At 36.9% G+C, this 17456-nt stretch carries 19 protein-coding genes; 10 read left to right on the top strand and 9 right to left on the bottom strand.

Translation table 11 applies throughout. The features are described from left to right. Positions 1 to 430 precede the first annotated feature (430 nt). From OW492_RS00780 to OW492_RS00755, 6 genes are all read left to right on the top strand, one after another. On the top strand, positions 431 to 1534 hold the full coding sequence (locus tag OW492_RS00780) for an alcohol dehydrogenase family protein (RefSeq protein WP_290038320.1): 1104 nt from the start codon (positions 431 to 433) through the stop codon (positions 1532 to 1534). Between the two features lie 223 nt (positions 1535 to 1757). Then, a complete protein-coding gene (locus tag OW492_RS00775) occupies positions 1758 to 1994 on the top strand; it encodes a hypothetical protein (RefSeq protein ID WP_290037746.1) in 237 nt (78 codons plus the stop codon). A 24-nt stretch (positions 1995 to 2018) separates the two neighbouring features. Beyond that, positions 2019 to 2264 (top strand): hypothetical protein, encoded by a 246-nt coding sequence (locus OW492_RS00770; protein ID WP_290037744.1) that lies wholly within the window; start codon positions 2019 to 2021, stop codon positions 2262 to 2264. Next, on the top strand, positions 2231 to 2473 hold the full coding sequence (locus OW492_RS00765) for a hypothetical protein (protein ID WP_290037742.1): 243 nt from the start codon (positions 2231 to 2233) through the stop codon (positions 2471 to 2473). Before OW492_RS00770 ends, OW492_RS00765 begins: the two co-directional genes overlap by 34 nt. A gap of 123 nt (positions 2474 to 2596) precedes the next feature. After that, positions 2597 to 3175, top strand: coding sequence for an acyl-CoA thioesterase (locus tag OW492_RS00760; protein ID WP_290037741.1), 579 nt, complete (start codon positions 2597 to 2599; stop codon positions 3173 to 3175). A 328-nt stretch (positions 3176 to 3503) separates the two neighbouring features. Then, positions 3504 to 4280, top strand: coding sequence for a haloacid dehalogenase type II (locus tag OW492_RS00755; RefSeq protein WP_290037740.1), 777 nt, complete (start codon positions 3504 to 3506; stop codon positions 4278 to 4280). A gap of 90 nt (positions 4281 to 4370) precedes the next feature. Here OW492_RS00755 and OW492_RS00750 read toward each other — a convergent pair whose 3' ends face one another. From OW492_RS00750 to OW492_RS00735, 4 genes are all read right to left on the bottom strand, one after another. Beyond that, complete coding sequence (locus tag OW492_RS00750; RefSeq protein ID WP_290037739.1) at positions 4371 to 4880, bottom strand: hypothetical protein; 510 nt, start codon at positions 4878 to 4880, stop codon at positions 4371 to 4373. Positions 4881 to 4937: 57 nt separating this feature from the next. Continuing rightward, positions 4938 to 5357 (bottom strand): DUF4174 domain-containing protein, encoded by a 420-nt coding sequence (locus OW492_RS00745; protein ID WP_290037737.1) that lies wholly within the window; start codon positions 5355 to 5357, stop codon positions 4938 to 4940. Between the two features lie 82 nt (positions 5358 to 5439). Beyond that, positions 5440 to 7149, bottom strand: coding sequence for a bifunctional protein-serine/threonine kinase/phosphatase (locus OW492_RS00740; RefSeq protein WP_290037735.1), 1710 nt, complete (start codon positions 7147 to 7149; stop codon positions 5440 to 5442). 39 nt (positions 7150 to 7188) lie between these two features. Then, on the bottom strand, positions 7189 to 8001 hold the full coding sequence (locus OW492_RS00735) for a formate/nitrite transporter family protein (protein ID WP_290037733.1): 813 nt from the start codon (positions 7999 to 8001) through the stop codon (positions 7189 to 7191). A 530-nt stretch (positions 8002 to 8531) separates the two neighbouring features. Between OW492_RS00735 and OW492_RS00730 the strand changes: the two genes are divergently transcribed. Then, on the top strand, positions 8532 to 9071 hold the full coding sequence (locus tag OW492_RS00730) for a PEP-CTERM sorting domain-containing protein (protein ID WP_290037732.1): 540 nt from the start codon (positions 8532 to 8534) through the stop codon (positions 9069 to 9071). A 63-nt stretch (positions 9072 to 9134) separates the two neighbouring features. Here OW492_RS00730 and OW492_RS00725 read toward each other — a convergent pair whose 3' ends face one another. Continuing rightward, a complete protein-coding gene (locus tag OW492_RS00725; RefSeq protein WP_290037730.1) occupies positions 9135 to 9545 on the bottom strand; it encodes a hypothetical protein in 411 nt (136 codons plus the stop codon). Between the two features lie 594 nt (positions 9546 to 10139). Between OW492_RS00725 and OW492_RS00720 the strand changes: the two genes are divergently transcribed. After that, positions 10140 to 11687 carry an alanine/glycine:cation symporter family protein gene (locus tag OW492_RS00720; protein WP_290037728.1) on the top strand — a complete coding sequence of 516 codons (1548 nt, stop codon included), beginning with the start codon at positions 10140 to 10142 and terminating at the stop codon, positions 11685 to 11687. A gap of 384 nt (positions 11688 to 12071) precedes the next feature. Beyond that, positions 12072 to 12638 (top strand): hypothetical protein, encoded by a 567-nt coding sequence (locus tag OW492_RS00715; RefSeq protein WP_290037726.1) that lies wholly within the window; start codon positions 12072 to 12074, stop codon positions 12636 to 12638. A 23-nt stretch (positions 12639 to 12661) separates the two neighbouring features. Here the strand turns inward: OW492_RS00715 and OW492_RS00710 are convergent, their stop codons facing one another. The 3 genes from OW492_RS00710 to OW492_RS00700 all read right to left on the bottom strand — a co-directional run bounded on the left by OW492_RS00710 (position 12662) and on the right by OW492_RS00700 (position 15392). Next, complete coding sequence (locus tag OW492_RS00710) at positions 12662 to 12922, bottom strand: YrhK family protein (RefSeq protein ID WP_290037725.1); 261 nt, start codon at positions 12920 to 12922, stop codon at positions 12662 to 12664. Between the two features lie 375 nt (positions 12923 to 13297). Further along, positions 13298 to 14074 carry a class III extradiol ring-cleavage dioxygenase gene (locus tag OW492_RS00705; RefSeq protein WP_290037724.1) on the bottom strand — a complete coding sequence of 259 codons (777 nt, stop codon included), beginning with the start codon at positions 14072 to 14074 and terminating at the stop codon, positions 13298 to 13300. 868 nt (positions 14075 to 14942) lie between these two features. Beyond that, on the bottom strand, positions 14943 to 15392 hold the full coding sequence (locus OW492_RS00700) for a DoxX family protein (protein WP_290037723.1): 450 nt from the start codon (positions 15390 to 15392) through the stop codon (positions 14943 to 14945). Positions 15393 to 15558: 166 nt separating this feature from the next. Here OW492_RS00700 and OW492_RS00695 point away from each other — a divergent pair, with 166 nt between their 5' ends. Continuing rightward, entirely contained in the window at positions 15559 to 16467 is a 909-nt protein-coding gene (locus tag OW492_RS00695) for a LysR family transcriptional regulator (RefSeq protein WP_290037722.1), read from the top strand. A 184-nt stretch (positions 16468 to 16651) separates the two neighbouring features. On the opposite strand, the gene aphA is transcribed toward OW492_RS00695, so the two are convergent. Continuing rightward, complete coding sequence (gene aphA / locus OW492_RS00690) at positions 16652 to 17362, bottom strand: acid phosphatase AphA (RefSeq protein WP_290037721.1); 711 nt, start codon at positions 17360 to 17362, stop codon at positions 16652 to 16654. Positions 17363 to 17456: the final 94 nt, after the last annotated feature.

Genomic DNA, 17456 nt, shown 5'->3' with positions numbered 1-17456 from the left:
CATGGGCACATAAAAACAATAAATTACAAACGTAGTATAATGGTAGTGTTAATAAAATGTGAAAGCAACCTCTGAGAATCATATAACAGTTAGCCGCCTGCTTATTAGGCAGAATAAGTTGTACTAATGTGCTAAGTGACTAAATAATCCATTCACTGTTAACTTACTGGCAATGCTTGTAAGCTTATAAAAAGAGAACACCTATTTATCCAAGATATCCAAGTCGAACAGACTAATATCTTCTACAAACCGAACGACTCCAACCCGTTCGGTTTTTTATTAGGTGAAATTGATACTACCGATGTCTACCAATGTGATGATTTAACCTGCTATTTATTATAATTAGCTTTTCACAACTCGGTATTAATATAAGGAATATATAACAGTGGCTAACAGCAATAGATTTGACTTAACCGATACAACATTAACCATGAAAGCAGTAGTAACAACCGGTAATGGTGGCTATGACAAATTAGATTATAGAGATGTCCCTCTACCAACACCTAGCGCTGGAGAAGTACTGGTACAAGTCCTCGCCGCTGGTGTTAATAACACAGAGATCAATACTCGTTTAGGTTGGTACTCTTCAAAAGTAACACAAGGCACAGAAAACTTAACCAGCAATGAAGATGAGATGAACGACGCAGCAGAAACAGCTGATGGCGGCTGGAATGACTCAACACCTTTCCCATTTATTCAAAGTACAGACTGTTGTGGTCGTGTGGTTGCCGTTGGTGAAGGTATCGACTCTGCGTTAATTGGCCAGCGTATTTTAATCCGCTCTTGTATTCGTTCAAACGGCTGGGATTCATTAGAAAACATCTGGATGGCTTCTGACTTTGATGGTGCATTTGCTCAATTTGTTAACATCGCCGCTTCTGAAGTATTCCCTGTTGACTGTGATTGGAGTGATGCTGAATTAGGTACTATCCCTTGCGCTTACGGCACTGCAGAAAACATGATTCATCGTGCAGGTGTCGATCAAAACTCGCATGTGTTAGTAGCCGGAGCATCAGGTGGTGTGGGTTCTGCGGTTGTACAACTGTGTAAGCGCCGTGGAGCAAAAGTCACTGCGATTGCTGGTAAAAGTAAAATCGACCAAGTTAAAGCATTAGGTGCCGACACCGTTATTGAGCGTAATGACAGTGTTTTAGAATTTTTAGGTGAAAAATCAATAGACGTGGTTATCGATAACGTAGCTGGCTATGCATTCCCAGAAATGACTGAGGTCTTAAAACGTGGTGGACGTTATGCCTCTTCAGGTGCCATTGCGGGCCCGATGGTAAACTTAGATATGCGTACTATGTACCTTAAAGATCTGACCTTAATAGGCTGTACAGCATGGGATGAACCTGTATTCCCAAATCTTATTGGTTACATTGAACGTGGTGAAATTAAGCCATTATTAGCTAAAAGCTTCCCGTTATCTGAGATTGAACAAGCACAACGTGAGTTCACCGAAAAACATCATGTGGGTAAGTTTGTATTGTTACCACCAGCAATGACAGAGCAGCAAAAAAGTCATTTTAGTTAAAAAAAATTATTACTGCCCATCAGCCCTGCTTTATCAATCGTGATAAAGCAGGTTATCGGAGAACACAGATCACTACGCTAATTAGCAACCAGAGGTACACATGCTTTCAACTTTTAAAGCGACTATCTGCAAAGCTTTTAAACGGCTAGACACCATCAAAAATGAGAACCCCAATCTCAATCAACAAACTTGGTTTGAGATCCAACCCTGTTCCAGAATCAATATGTTTGATAAACAGATTGTAATCACCCAACCTAGTTCCTCTTTTCTCGTTTATCTTCTAGGTATGTTAACAACTGCGGTAGGCATCTATTACCTCGTAATTGAAAATGGCCATATGTCACGTATTTTATGGGGCTGGTCTTTGATTCTTTGGGGTGTTGGCGCACTGATTGCAGGTACCAGTTATCAAGCCTTTGGTTACCAATTGAAATGCCAAAATCGCTCGGTTTGTCGTTGAACAAGTTGGTGGGAAGTGATTTACATGATGTTTCAACAAGTCAGTATGAACGTGATGTTAGTGGCCGTTTGTTACTCTTGCACTGAGGGTAACCTACTTACCGCTTCTATTATTTATGCTGTCGCCTGTAGCATTATCTATATCATTCTCACTTTTATTGGTGGATTTAAACCTATTAAATCCTGGATCACCTTTGAACGCATGGTATGGTTTTGTGCCCCTATTATGTTCTTTTTATGGGGCTTAATGGTTGGCGCTATTTCACTTTAGGCACAGCGGTTGACCTCGCCTTACTTGGATCTTGGGCTTTAATCTGGTTAACCATGATCTTATTCTGGATATACGATTATCTAGGATGGACAAACAAGCTCTGGGAAGCAAAACGCATTTGCTTCTCTGAAAACGATGTATTGCATGTTGTTTTAATTATTTGGGCTATTTACCTGATCCCGATGGCAGAATATATTGGGGATCTGTAAGCTGTTACAGAAAACTAAATTTATTTATAACTCACTTGATACTAATAGGGATGTTTTATCGATCAACGAATACCATTCGCAATAGGATCGACTCAATGAATGGTGCACTCTCACTTGGAGAATATGATGAAATCAATCAAACCCATTGATAGAAAACAAGTAAGACCCACTGACGCTTACGTCGAAGATAATATGGAACCGAAGTCAATCGCCTTCAGTAGTATCACTGTGGTACAACAAATGATGGATGCCGATGCTAATATCGCTGGTAATGTACATGGTGGTTCAATTATGAAACTGGTTGATAACACGGCTTGTATGGTAGGAATGCGACACACGGGCGGTAATGCCGTAACCGCTTCTTTAGATCGTCTTGATTTCCACTCGCCTGTTTATGTAGGTGACATTCTACGTATCAAAGCGAGTGTCAATTATGTCGGGGCAACTTCGATGGAAATTGGAGCACGTGTTGAGGCAGAAGCAGTGCTAACCGGAGAAGTTCGTCATACCGCTTCTGCTTATTTAACCTTTGTCTCTCTTAGTCCTGATAGTAAACCTCGTCAAATTCCTAAAATAATCTGCGAAACCGACAGAGAAAAAGCCCGCTTTGCTGCGGCATTAGTTCGCAAAAAGAAACGCTCAGAAGCGATAAAAGAAGCACGCGAGCAGCGAGAATTACAACAACAAAAAAACAATATCTAACTACCATTTCAAATTTAAACACAAATGGCTATTTACAGAACTCGCCACATTAAATAGCCAATACTAGCCATTCAACTTAATTCATGAAAAGAACATGAATATTGTTCAAAAACTATCTATTTACTTTAAATTTTTACCAATATTCACTTATTGATGAAATTTATAAAATCTATTTCGGTCTTTAAAAGGTAGTGAGAATTTCTCTATTGTTTAGACACATATTTAAATCAGCGCTCTACACAATAAAAAGTGCAGATTGCGTATTTAAAGTAATCAACTTAATAGCTCACTGCTTTTTTAAACTTTCAACCTAATAGGTAATTATTAAATGATAAAACTTAAGTCCTTTATATTCAGCTTGGTCATTTCGACCATTTTCACTTCTCCATTAGTACATGCCTCACCAACCGAATCGCACCAAAAAATGATACCTAAAGTTATTTTTTTTGACGTTAATGAAACACTATTAAACTTAGATAACGTTGGAAAATCTGTTTCTAAAGCCCTTGGCGGCCGAGATGAGTTAGTACCATTCTGGTTTACAACCATGTTGCACTATTCTCTAGTAAGTAATGAGACGGGTGAATACCATAGCTTCGCTGAGATCGGTATTGCCTCATTGGAGATGATAGCGAAACAACAAAATATTGATTTAACACCAGAGCAAGCAAAAACAGCGGTATTAACCCCTTTTAGAGATTTAGCACCGCATGCTGATGTCGTCGAAGGCTTAACCAGAATTCGTGCACTAGGCTATAAGATGATCACATTAACCAACTCATCAGATGCAGGTATTGCAGCACAGCTTAAAAATTCAAACCTAGCACAATATTTTGATGGTTCATTAACGGTTCAAAATCTACAAACATTCAAACCTGATTTAAAAGTATATCAATGGGCTGAAAAAGAGATGGAAGTTGCACCTGAAGATGCGATGTTAATTGCCGCACATGCTTGGGATATTGCAGGCGCTGATAAAGTAGGCTGGAAAACAGCTTATATTCTCCGTCCAGGAAAAGCATTGTATCCACTTGCTAATAAACCAGACCTAACAGGCAAAGATTTAATTGAGATTGCCAAACAATTAGAAGCTGATGCTAAATAATACAAATTGATGGAATAGCCTAAAAGCATCTAATCCGGTATTTACCGGATTAGATGCGACTAAACCACTTAGATAAATTAACTAGCACATTTAATTTGTTTCTTTAACTAACGCATTAGTTTGACGATAAGTTTCTTGTATTACCCAAGCATCATTAGTTGCTCTGTGGCGTTGAATTTTAGTTTGAACAATAATTTTATCTTTGGTTTCATGCCAGATTTTCATCTGCTGTTCCGATAAAATCATCTCCAATGGACTGACATCAAACTTCATTTCTACACCTGATGCATGAAATAAGCGAATCAACCAAGGTTTATCCACTACCCAACCATCTGAATATAAGGTCATTCCAGCCAATATTTCATTTAGTTTATGCGCGACTTCGGCAACAGGTTTTCCATAACGTTTTAATGTTTCTCTTGAAATTTTATGGACTTGCTCTGCTTCCTCATTCCAATAATCCCAGTTTTTTGAAGGAGAGATTAAAGTACAAAATTTAGTTCCATCACTTAATACTAATCCAACCTCAATAGGGTAACTTTCACCTCCAAAACCAGAGGCTTCTATATCAATAATATTAGGATTTCCTGTTGGTTGCATAGTGTTTCCTGTTACGTTAAATAATAAAGATACGCTTGATCAATAATTCATTCATACTCACTTATTGCGACTCATTTCTTGTTGTCTCATGGGCATTAAATCTATATTTGAAAACAGTAATTGCAATTCAAATGTGTCAGTCTGTGTTTTAATTCCACCATCTTTACCTATCAATAAAACAGGGTATTTATCCAGAGGGAAATTATCTTTTGTACTATCAACAAACTGCTCAGATATCCCGCCACTATAATTGCTGATCACTTGTCTATCTTTAACGATAAACCATACAATATGACGATCCAAAACAGCTTCATTGTACTTAGTAAACAACTGTTGGTTACGTGTATCGTCTTCACTTGATAACAATAAAATAACGCGATATTTCCACCTTAGATCACTGATATTATTTAATTTTTTTGCTGAAGAAGCACAGCTAATGGTAGTCACCATAACAAGTGACAGTAATAAATATTTCATCAGGAAACTCTCTCTTAATTAGGTTCATATTCATAGGCTAAAGTCAACATTTAAGGGCGTATTTGAAGAACATTAAGACTTATTATCTGGTTAATAATAATCCAACAATAATACACAACAGCAGCACACTCATACCTTGCCAAAAAACAACGGGTTGCCGCTCTATTAAAGGAGCACGTGCTTTTGCTAAAAATTGTTTACTTGGATGCCTTAAATCGTACATAAATTCAGAAAGCACTTTATAACGATTTTTAGGCTCTATTTGTAACGCACGTTGTAAAGTGTCATCAACCCACAAAGGTAATTCTGAATCTGCATTAATAATGCTTCGATAAGGCAATTTTCGCTGTGCCGATAAACTTCTACTTTGTGCAATATCCGCTTTATAAGGAAACTGTCCAGATAGCATCTGGTAGGTAATCACTGCAATAGAATAAATATCCGACGCAGCAGAACCCCAATCCCCTAAAAAATACTCAGGTGCGGAATAACGCATGGTACCGCGCAGCACTTGCTCATGTTCCATATAACTAACACCAGCAATATAAGTAGAACCAAAATCAATAATTTTTACCGTATTATCACTATCAATCATAATATTTTGCGGGCGTAAGTCTTGATGGATCATCTCCTGTCGATGGAATGCTTGTACCCCTTTCACGACTTGCTCAATAATAATACGAACTTGTTCTAAACTAGGATTAGGGTTATCGATCATCCATTGGTTGAGCGAAATCCCATCTATATATTCACTCACCAAATACACAAAGTTTTGTTTACGATTTGGTATAATCGCTTTGGCAACGTGTGGGTTATTAATACGCTTTGCAACCCACTGCTCTAACATAAAATGTTCAAGGTATTGCTCATCACTACGCATGTCAATTGAAGGTATTTTAATCACTACATATGCATGACTAGTAAGATCTTTTGCTAGAAAAACATGGCTGCGACTACTTATATAGAGTTCTCGTAAAATTTCATAACCATCAAAATGCATTCTTGGTGCTAAATGTGGTGGCATAGGTAACTGTGTTAAATGATGTACTTCATCTAATTGATAATCGGACGTACTATTAATTCTTACAAGTTGAATACTTAAATTATCGTCACTTCCCGCAGCCATAGCCTCCACAATAATATCTTCTGCTGCTTCCTCTAAAGTTTCTTTATTATTTACAATTGTCGATATCCTGCGTTCATCAATAAACTCAAACACGCCATCTGTTGCCAGCATAAATAAATCATCTTTTTCTATTGATAAACTTGAATAATCAATAGGTAAAGTTTTATCAATACCTAAAGCACGAGTCAGATAACTAACATCATCTGATACGTGTAATCGATGATCTTCTGTTAATTGTTCTAGACTGCTGCCAACTAGACGATAGATACGACTATCGCCTGAATGAAATATATGCGCAGTATTTGACTTCAACACTAGCGCGGTAAAAGTACAAACATAGCCCTTGTTTTTATCAAAACGATTGGGGCTATCTAAAGTTTGTGCATGTAACCAAGAGTTAATGGATTTAAGTACAGTTTGCCCAGCGCTTTTTACTGACCACGTATCAGCAGTGCAATAGTAGTCAGACAAAAAATTAGACACTGCGGTTTCACTGGCTATTTGACTCACTTGGCTAGAGCTAATGCCATCAGCCATAGCGAGTACAATACCTTTCGTACTTAATAAAGGCTCTTTGGGTACACGGTAACCAATATAATCTTGATTAATCGATTTGATACCTTTATCGGTTGCACTACCAATAGAAACACTCAATGGTAAACTCACTGTACCTCCTCGTATTAAATGCTCCAAAGTCCTTAACAATTAACGAATTTTACGTTCTGCAGAAGTTTTAACATGCGTGTAGTAAAGTGGTAAACCCACTAAACATAAACCACCTACTAAATTACCTAGCACAGTTGGTAACTCATTCCATAACAGATAATCAGTTACTGTAAAGTCGCCCCCCATAATCATCGAAAAAGGAAATAGAAACATATTCACGATAGAGTGCTCAAAGCCCATGTAAAAGAACAACATGATCGGCATCCACATAGCTGCCATTTTACTACCAGCTGAAGTAGAGATCATCGCCCCCACTACTCCCATTGATACCATCCAGTTACATAACATGCCGCGAATAAAAATAGTGAACCAACCACCTGCTCCATGTGCTTGGTAGCCTAAGGTTCTTGACTCACCAATAGTCGCGACTTTTGCTGCAATCGCACCACCGTCCGTGGCGTAACCTAGCGTTAGAATAAATGACATTAAAAACGCAACCGTAATGGCACCAAAGAAATTACCAATAAATACTAACCCCCAGTTACGCATCACCCCTGCAAAGGTAACACCAGGGCGTTTATCCAGTAACGAGAGAGGTACCAAGGTAAATACTCCGGTGAGCAGATCGAACTTCATAAGATACAACATGATAAATCCAACTGGGAATAGGCAGGCCCCGAGAATCGCACTACCGGTTTTTGTGGCAACAGTAATCGCAAAGACGGCAGCTAAGGCTAAAATAGCCCCCGCCATAAAAGCCCTAATTAACGTGTCCTTTGTTGACATATAAACTTTAGATTCACCTGCATCAACCATTTTGGTAACAAATTCACTTGGCTCTAAATACGACATAGCTATCTTTCCTTAGATTAATTTAAAAACAATAACTTACACTTAACCAAAGCACAAAAAGTGCCAAAAAAAATAAGTCATTGATTTATAATAAATTTATTAAATAACAGAAAAATTTCTAATGTGAAATAGGAGTTTTATTACCAATACAAGTGAAAATCGCACCAAAACAGAGCGGAAATACTTCTAAGGTTTAACATAAATAAAATGTAGATTTAGTCATGTGCTAAGCATCTGGTGTCGGAAAAAATTACACAAAATAACATTACCCAATTAAATCAATAGATTAGATTAACAACAATTTTAATGTCTCTCCCCCTTTAGATATAACCCTTGAGAGGTGTTTTTTATAAACCTTAAACTAATAAAACACGATAAAATTTAATGTCGGTAAAATTTACACTAAAAATATAATTACCAATAAAGCCATAAATAACAGTAACTTAAGATGTGGTATGTTATTTGCTTTTCCTGAACTGCTATTGATAATAGCGCTTAACATTATTCTCAATTTAAAAAGGACTTTTAAAATGAAAAAAATTATCGGTTTAGCAGCATTATTGTTTGCAGTTAACTGCAATGCCGCATTAATAACCTTTGAGCCAACTAGCGCAAGTAATAGTGGTGCACTTATTACTTACGATAACGTGATTACACCTACCACTATTACAGGTGATGCTATTTTTACGTTAAATGTTAATGGGGACTTTAATTCAAGCTATGAGTATGCAGATTTACTATTAGATGGGTTTAGCTTAGGACGTATTCTAGATGGTGATAGCGGTAATGATCTATTTGATTTTACTAATGATACCGGTAATCAATCAGTATCAACATCAACAGGAGTCGCTACTATCTCTGAATCTATTTTCTCATCACTAATCAGCGATGGCTTTCTGAATTTCTCTTTTGATGCAAGCTCAGACGTAAATTGTTGCGGTACAATTAACCAACTATCTGGAAGCATCTCTTTTACGGAAACGACTTCCGTACCAGAGCCACTACAAATCGGCTTATTGGGATTAGGTTTACTTGGATTAGTTAAACTGAGAAAAAGAGAGCAAGGTTAACAATTTCTATGAATCCACCAACCGCAGCAATTAATAGGTGCGATTGGTGGATTATTTGCGCCGTTACATCGAGGCTAATTGGCCATTAATATCGCCACCAGTATTAGCAATGGTTTGAATACCATCATCATTTAAATCAACTTGTTTTCCAGTATGCTCAAAAATAGCTTGTTGAATCTTCTCGTTAGTTACTTCGCCTTCAATTTTAACTAGGTTATTATTATCTAGCCCGTTAGAAGCTGAACCACCCGGTAGATAAATAGTGCCATTATTGAAGTCAACAGCAAAAGCAATCACCCCCGGAACGAGAAAAAATAATAAGCCAATGGCATTTAATGCAACGATACTAGCATCGAGTTGACCAGCACTTTGCCCTTTCCTTTCTGGTTTGAGGATTGTGCCACAACCAGAAAGTTGAATACTCAAACCTACTATCAATAGCAATGCAATACTCTTTTGTATATTAACTTTCATAATACTCCCTTTGAAATTGGCTACTTACTATTATTAAACTATCTTTTGTTTGAGTAAAAAGTTTCTATATCTCTTATAGCATAGAAGCGATACTAAAGTTCAACCCTCTCTTTGTTATTAAGTTAAAAATGACGATTCATAACCTCGTATTATTTGCATTTATAAAAAATATTAAGGTCTTAGATGTTTGCACATCCTTTGGTAATACGAATAGATTGCTTAGAAAGTTTACGAGTGATTAATTAATAAACGATAATTAACTAATAAAAATATTTTGAATAAATAACAACAACCTCTAGTACATCCGCGTGATCTATATCACATAATATTCAATAAAAACTCGTATGATTAAAAAGGAGTAAACTTATAACACTTAAATATGATCTACTTTATAGCAAGTTAAATTAAGTCAGTTTCGCTTATCAGTTTTAATGATTTAGTTTTTTATTCTAATATTTTAAATATAACAGCATAAAAAACTATTTAGGCGATTAAAGAACTTGAATTTTAGTTAATGAAACTGAACAAAAGCACTTACACTATTAAGAAGAACAAGGATTTGTTTTAAAACAATAAAACCACAAGGAAGTAAATATGAATAAAACACGCAATCTCTTATCTGTCCTTTTATTAGCATTTAGCACAACAGCTTTTGCTGATGAGGCCGGTTCATTTAGTCAAACCATTGCAAGCTTCAGTGAAACTGTTGACGGATTTTTCAATGATTACACAGGCTGGTTTGTTGGCTTGATCTTCAAAAGCGTTCCAGTAGGCGAAGCTAATTTCCCATTAATTGTAGGCTGGCTTTTAGTAGCAGCATTAATCTTCACACTTTACTTTGGTTTTGTGCAGTTTAGACGTGCAGGCATGGCGATTGATATCGTAAAAGGTAAATACACAGATCCTAATTCCAAAGAAGAAGGTGAAGTATCTCACTTCCAAGCATTAACCACTGCTCTATCTGGTACGGTTGGTTTAGGTAACATCGCAGGTGTAGGTGCAGCACTTGCTATCGGTGGCCCAGGGGCAACATTCTGGATGATCCTATGTGGCCTATTAGGTATGGCTTCTAAATTCTGTGAATGTACGCTAGGTGTTAAATACAGAACAATTTTACCATCAGGTGCCGTTTCAGGTGGCCCAATGTATTACTTGAGCCAAGGTTTAGGCGAGAAAGGTCTAGGTGGTTTAGGTAAAGCATTAGCGATTGGTTTTGCATTGATGTGTATTTTAGGTTCACTTGGTGGCGGTAACATGTTCCAAGCTAACCAAGCACACGCAATGTTAACTTACGCATTTGATGTACCAAGTGAGTACGGTATTATTACAGGTGTGGTATTAGCTGCATTAGTATTCTCAGTAATTGTTGGTGGCATGCCTTCGATTGCTTCTGTAACTGAAAAAATAGTTCCATGGATGGCTGCATTATACGTTGGTATGGCACTAATCGTTATTGGTGTGAACATCGGTCAAGTTGGTCCAGCATTCGCAGCTATTTTTGAAGGTGCGTTCACAGGTGCTGGTGTTGTTGGTGGTTTTGTTGGAGCATTAATCCAAGGTTTGAAACGTGCAACTTTCTCTAATGAAGCTGGTGTCGGTTCTGCTGCCATTGCCCACTCAGCAGTAAAAACAAAAGAACCAGTTACTGAAGGTTTAGTATCATTACTAGAACCATTCGTAGATACAGTAGTTATCTGTACTATGACTGCATTAGTTATTACTATCGCCGGCTTAAACGTTGCTCCATTTGATGGTAGCGGCTTAACGGGTGTAACACTAACAGCCGCTTCGTTTACTGAAACAGCAGGTGTATTTAAATACCTATTAGCACTAGCAGTAGTAATGTTTGCTTTCTCTACTATGATCTCATGGTCGTACTACGGATTAAAAGCTTGGACTTACTTATTCGGTGAAGGCAAAGGGACAGAATTAGTATTCAAAATTATGTTCTGTGTGTTTGTTGTAATCGGTGCAACTATTCAGTTTGGTGCAGTAATTGACTTCTCTGACGCAGCTATCTTTGCAATGTCTATCTTTAACATCATCGGTCTATACTTCTTAATGCCGGTTGTTAAAAAAGAACTACATTCATTTATCGCTCGCGTTAAATCAGGTGAGATAAAAAGCTACGATACAAAATAATCAAAGCTTAAAATAAATATGCGACCTACTCGTCGCACTTAATAAAAAACTCACTTCGGTGAGTTTTTTTGTATATGATGTTTAATCCAACACTGTGAATTGGTATTGATCATCACTATAAAAAGAAAGCTAAATAAGCAGGGTTAACACCAATTATATTGAATAATTAATTTAAATTTTGCCTAGAAAAAATGGATTAGTTTAACATGCAGTTGATCCTTTCGAAGATTAACTTCGTTAACCACCTATTGGAAAATTAGCGAAATGGTGTTAATTCTTTAATGGTTATCGCTTTGCGAAACTTGCAACCAAAAATAAATTATTTTAACAAGCAAAACAGATCAGTTAATGAGTAAGCTTGGTATAAATATACAAGGATAGTATATGAACCAGAATGACACCTTCACCGTCGATTTAACCCGAACCCTGCTCAAAGATGGGCCTAAGTTTTTATCACATAAAGTTATTATAAATGGCGATATTGCTTATTTACGCCCAACTATCACAGCTATGTTGTTTTGTGTCGTTTATATTGTGGTGGGCATTTTTTTAATAGGCTTAGCCACTTACCAGCTGATCATTTCAACCAAGTATGACCTTGCTATTTTTGTTGGAGGTTTTGGTATTGCGATAGGCACTTTTGGGATATCGCTAATCCAGCCCTTTTTAAGCCGTGCTACCTTTAATAGAGTATCCGGTGTATTTAACAACCACAAAGATCGTAACGTAAAATTGCATCATATTGTCTCTTTGCAAATCAACAATAAAATGATTCAACGGAAGCATGCTATCAGCTATGCCTGTTATGAATTAAACCTATTAACAGAACATGGCCGACGCATTAACATTTTAAATCACAACGATCTCATTCAAGTAATGCACGATGGGCATATATTAGGTTTATTTTTAGGAGTTGAAGTGCTTGATTGTCGTCGTGAGATCATTTTGTAATGCCTCACATCAAACGGTATTAGCTAAGTAGCCTTTTTAAAAATTTTATTAACGTGTACTAAACTTAATAGCTTAATAACAGGTTTAATAATTAGCTGAGCACTACCAACAATAAATAGCCAAGTGCCACTTTCAATCAGTGCATCGTTGAGGAAAAAAACACTACCTATCAAAAACCAAATGGCAATAAATAGATCATTAAATGCACCTAAAGCTTCGTACCTACGTTGTATCGCTATATGTCGTTGTCCTATATCTAGGTCAAATTCATTTTTGTTATCCACTAATACTCCTCAAATAATTTGATCACAGGCTTGAAATTAACTTCCATCATAAATATGAAGTGGCAGGCAATAAAGAGATTATTTATGGTTGGACTAAATAAAGCAGCCCAAATTAAGCCCTGCTTTGCTAAAAACGATTAACGAACAGATAAAGCTATCAATATGTCCTCTAAAAAGAACCTATTATTATCGCTATTGTCGGTGCGAGAAGGAATAGAACTACCAACTGCAATGCAATTGGCTTTATAAGCTCATCTCAGTTAGTCAAAAGTTAAACATTTATACGGAAAATTTCCTACATAATGGAACAGTTAACTGATTTCATTAGGTTTTTAGTCGATAACGGCAATAAGTAAAAGGTCCCTACTTGTTGATTTACATCCCCCAAATATAGCTTTCCATGGATATAGTATGATGCAATATTGGGCTTTTTAAAACATGAACCTGTTCATTAGGCTCACTGGCAGCTAATGCGATAATTAACGGTAAATAATGATCTGAGCTTGGATGTGATTGCCTATAAAAATTTGATGTTTCAGGGTGCTTAATAGCTGTAATATCGTTTTTTATTATTGCTTCTCTCACCCAATCCTGAAAGCCTTGTGCATAATCAGCTACTAGATCATGTGTCATGCGTAACTCGTATAAATTATGAGTAACACTACCAGAACATATAATCGCAATGTTTTGCCTTCTTAGTTGTTTTAATATTTCACCAAGTTGTTGCAGATTATCAACACTATAATCAACATTCAAAGATACTTGTATAACAGGTTTATCACCAGCAGGTCGAAGATGACGTAATGGGATCCAAACGCCATGATCCCAACCTCGATCATTATCAGCTTTACATTCAATGCCATTATCACGCAATAACGTTATCACTTTACTTGCAATCACAGATGAGCCTAACGCAGGGTACTGTAACTCATACAAGGCTTGTGGAAAGCCTCTAAAGTCGTAAAGAACTTCAGGATGTTCAATGGTTGTAATGTAGTTTCCTTGGGTTATCCAATGAGCAGAAATAACAATAATTGCCTGTATATGATCAAAATGTGTCGATTGTTTAGCAAGTTGCTTTTCAGCTAAGCCAGAGTCAATGGCAAACATCGGTGAGCCATGACTTATAAACATCAAAGGAGCGAAATTCATAAACTTTCCTATCAATACTTAAACCAAACCATATCGCGGCCTTTTGGCACAATCATCGAAGGGTTTGAGACCTTAATTGAATAATACCCAACTTAGGATGGGCTATGCGCGTATTCTTTGCAAAAGCATCGAGCTTAAATAACCATTTAAGTAATTGATAAATGAGCGTCATTAGCTATTAAAGTTTGCTTTAAATAAACCGGATAAGCGACATAAAGCGAGTCAGCGTTACCATTAAAAAAATATCACTTTCAATAAACTATTCTTAGACGCACACTGAAATGCTTCAAAATATTCCTTTAAAGAGTTTAAGCTAGCACAGACCACACAAATGCAGCTTCGTCATGAGTTGGCTGATTTGAAGCACAAACAGCACGATAAACACCATTATTTAGGCTGCCACAAATACTATCGATGAAAATGTCTATCTATTGATGTAATTCAACTGGATATAAATTAATTAATATTGCAAAAATCATCATTAAAAATACATAAAGTGTCGTCAGACTGATTATTAATAATGCTGTTATTCTTACACTTTCAGATTGTAGAAACCATTGAATATCCTGCATGTCCTAAATGGTCATAATATAAAGCGATGTGCAAAATCAGTTAACGCAGGTTCCCCCTTCCTCACTATTAATTAACCAACACTTATAAGCGCAGGCCATAATCGATTGCAGTATGAGGAACATCATTTTGCCCAGTAAAACCTGTGTTATTTAATAAAACGACTTGTACTATCTTGATTCTGTAGCGACTCTCATTTGCGTTCCAATACACTATTAACCACCGCCCTTTCCTACGAAGGCCTCTAACATTCATCAGAGGCCTAATATATTGTTAATCCAGAGCTGTGGCCTATTGATTATTTACCCAATAGTGTTGCTAATCGGTTATCAATAGAGAAGCGCCCGGCACCTTGAAACGTTAACGCTAAGGTTGCCGCAAATAAAGTCAACGCATACTCGATACCGCCATTACTTATAAATAAACCATTACTGATATGCGCAGTAAAAATAGCCACCAGCATAGTAAAGGCGATCAATAGTGCAGCAGGACGGGTCAATAAACCTAAAATCAATGCAATACCACCAAAGAATTCAGCACTACCAGCCAATAAAGCCATCAAGAAACCTGGTGCTAAACCAATACTTTCCATCCACTGTCCTGTCCCTTCAAGCCCATATCCTCCGAACCAGGCAAACAGTTTTTGTGAGCCGTGGGCAACGAGTATTAGGCCAACAGGAATACGAATGATCAATGACCCTAAACCTGCATTTGTTTTAAGTACTTTGTTGATGAATTGCTTATTCATTATTTATCCTTGGTATTAATTTAATGAGTTAGAAATGTGTAGTTCAATTTGAAAAGGAGTTTACTCCCAACAAATATAATGATAAACATTGCTAACATTGAATTATTACCAACAAAATATTGGTAATAATATTATGTATGACATTTTAATCTTTGGGGTAATAACAATGGATAAGCTTGACATGATGAAAGCCTTTATCACTGTTTCAAAAGAAGGCAGTTTTACTAAGGCAGCAGAAAAATTAGATACCTCTAATCAACTTGTCAGCAAATATGTTGCACATTTAGAAGAGCATTTAGGCGTCAGGTTATTTAATCGCACCACTCGTACTATTCGTCTAACAGCAGAAGGCGAGCAATGTGTGCAACATGTACAGCAAATTTTAGAGCGTGTTCATGATTGGGAAGGTAGCCTAGGACAACTTAACAATGAAGCTCAAGGGACACTGCGCATTAGTGCCCCCGTTTCATTTGCCACCAAACATATCGCTCCTTTACTGAGAGATTTTCGTCAAAGTCATCCCGCAGTTAAAATTGATTTACAGCTCAATGATCGTAAAATTGATGTTATCGAAGAAGGCTACGATTTAGCATTGCGTATTAGTGACCTAAAAAGCTCTTCCCTGATCGCTAAACGTATCGCGCCTATCCATATAGTGACTTGTGCATCACCCGAGTACCTTGCCCAAAATGGCACTCCAGAACACCCTGACCAACTTAACCCTGACCATTTTTTACATTATAACTACATGGACTATAACCGGGGTCACTTACCCCTCATCAACGCATTAAAGCGATCAATTAAAGCACAAAGACAAAGTATTTCTTCTAATAATGGGGATGTATTAGTGGAGGCGGCGATTGCCGGAGAAGGTTATGTGGTACAACCGACTTTTATTGTTAGCGAGGCGATAAAGCAAGGTAAGTTAAAAGTCATATTAGAAGATTTTAACCCCGATGTAATGACCTTGTATGTGGTTTATCCTCATCGAAAATTAACCGCAAACAAACTCACTGTTTTTATTGATTTTATTAGCCAATATTACGGTGAAAAGCCTTATTGGGATGAATTTTAAACACGACTTTATTTGTTAATGAAAATATTTTAAGAAGTTATAGCTACTAATGGCTTGTATTACCGTCGTCAATAACGGTAATACAAGCTTACTCATCAGAGCGATAAAACAACTCGATAACATTCAAATGAAAAAAAGAATATTAAACTAATCGATTGAATTTTTAACGCTTCTTGCTAGAAAATTAATACTGCGAATCTAATACAACACGCTCACCATACAATCCATTTTTTGGAAGTGGCTTATAACTTGAGTTGGCTGCTCGCATAATACGGATCCCTTCAGCACCAGCTTGGCGAGCTGAAATAATATCTCCATCTGAATCACCGTAATAAATTTTGATATTGTGTTGTTTGATGTACGGTGCTTTTAAATAAGCATTTTTACTAGATCCAGAGAAAATAACATCATGCATCTGATTGATATCAAATGTTTTTTTAATATAAGTTGTCATGAAGTCACAATCAGATGGCGTACGAGCTGTAATAAAATAAATATCGTCACCTCGAGCTTGATGCATGGCAATTAACTTGCTGGCAATGGTTTTAGGTTGACTAAATGCATCCCAACCACAGTTCGCTTTGTCCCAAAACTGTTGATTGGAAAGATATGAATACCCACCCGGTGAAAATTCTTGCTGGCCGCGATAAAACACAGGGCTACTAAACAAAACTGTATCATCGATATCAAAACCAACCGTCATTGCAGGTTTGCCTTTTAACTCCTTTGCCAATGCTTCAACCGAAACAGTATTTATATCTGATGGAACACCTTTTGCTAATAAATCTGCAGTAGAGTAACCAGTTTGAGTACCAGGTGTTTTAGGATCTGCAATTGCAGTTTGAGAGAAAATCGATGAAACAATAATCGAGAGCGCCAGAAAACTTTTTTTCATGGAAGAGTCCTTTGAGTTTATGAACGGAAATTAGATAAGATTTTGCGTTATTGAATACAACACAAGTGTTGATAATACGAGGTAAATAAACAGA

The organism is Psychromonas sp. 14N.309.X.WAT.B.A12 (genome assembly GCF_030397575.1).
GTDB lineage: Bacteria > Pseudomonadota > Gammaproteobacteria > Enterobacterales > Psychromonadaceae > Psychromonas.
This window is presented reverse-complemented; position numbering and strand designations above follow the sequence as displayed.

Bases quoted from the DNA above. Each gene is read 5' to 3' on its own strand.
- OW492_RS00735 (WP_290037733.1), bottom strand. From the start codon at position 8,001: ATGTCGTATTTAGAGCCAAGTGAATTTGTTACCAAAATGGTTGATGCA.
- OW492_RS00700 (WP_290037723.1), bottom strand. From the start codon at position 15,392: ATGAATAAGCAATTCATCAACAAAGTACTTAAAACAAATGCAGGTTTA.
- aphA (WP_290037721.1), bottom strand. From the start codon at position 17,362: ATGAAAAAAAGTTTTCTGGCGCTCTCGATTATTGTTTCATCGATTTTC.
- OW492_RS00695 (WP_290037722.1), top strand. From the start codon at position 15,559: ATGGATAAGCTTGACATGATGAAAGCCTTTATCACTGTTTCAAAAGAA.
- OW492_RS00730 (WP_290037732.1), top strand. From the start codon at position 8,532: ATGAAAAAAATTATCGGTTTAGCAGCATTATTGTTTGCAGTTAACTGC.
- OW492_RS00750 (WP_290037739.1), bottom strand. From the start codon at position 4,880: ATGCAACCAACAGGAAATCCTAATATTATTGATATAGAAGCCTCTGGT.
- OW492_RS00715 (WP_290037726.1), top strand. From the start codon at position 12,072: ATGAACCAGAATGACACCTTCACCGTCGATTTAACCCGAACCCTGCTC.
- OW492_RS00765 (WP_290037742.1), top strand. From the start codon at position 2,231: ATGGGGCTTAATGGTTGGCGCTATTTCACTTTAGGCACAGCGGTTGAC.
- OW492_RS00755 (WP_290037740.1), top strand. From the start codon at position 3,504: ATGATAAAACTTAAGTCCTTTATATTCAGCTTGGTCATTTCGACCATT.
- OW492_RS00725 (WP_290037730.1), bottom strand. From the start codon at position 9,545: ATGAAAGTTAATATACAAAAGAGTATTGCATTGCTATTGATAGTAGGT.
- OW492_RS00705 (WP_290037724.1), bottom strand. From the start codon at position 14,074: ATGAATTTCGCTCCTTTGATGTTTATAAGTCATGGCTCACCGATGTTT.
- OW492_RS00720 (WP_290037728.1), top strand. From the start codon at position 10,140: ATGAATAAAACACGCAATCTCTTATCTGTCCTTTTATTAGCATTTAGC.
- OW492_RS00760 (WP_290037741.1), top strand. From the start codon at position 2,597: ATGATGAAATCAATCAAACCCATTGATAGAAAACAAGTAAGACCCACT.
- OW492_RS00780 (WP_290038320.1), top strand. From the start codon at position 431: ATGAAAGCAGTAGTAACAACCGGTAATGGTGGCTATGACAAATTAGAT.
- OW492_RS00770 (WP_290037744.1), top strand. From the start codon at position 2,019: ATGATGTTTCAACAAGTCAGTATGAACGTGATGTTAGTGGCCGTTTGT.
- OW492_RS00745 (WP_290037737.1), bottom strand. From the start codon at position 5,357: ATGAAATATTTATTACTGTCACTTGTTATGGTGACTACCATTAGCTGT.
- OW492_RS00775 (WP_290037746.1), top strand. From the start codon at position 1,758: ATGTTTGATAAACAGATTGTAATCACCCAACCTAGTTCCTCTTTTCTC.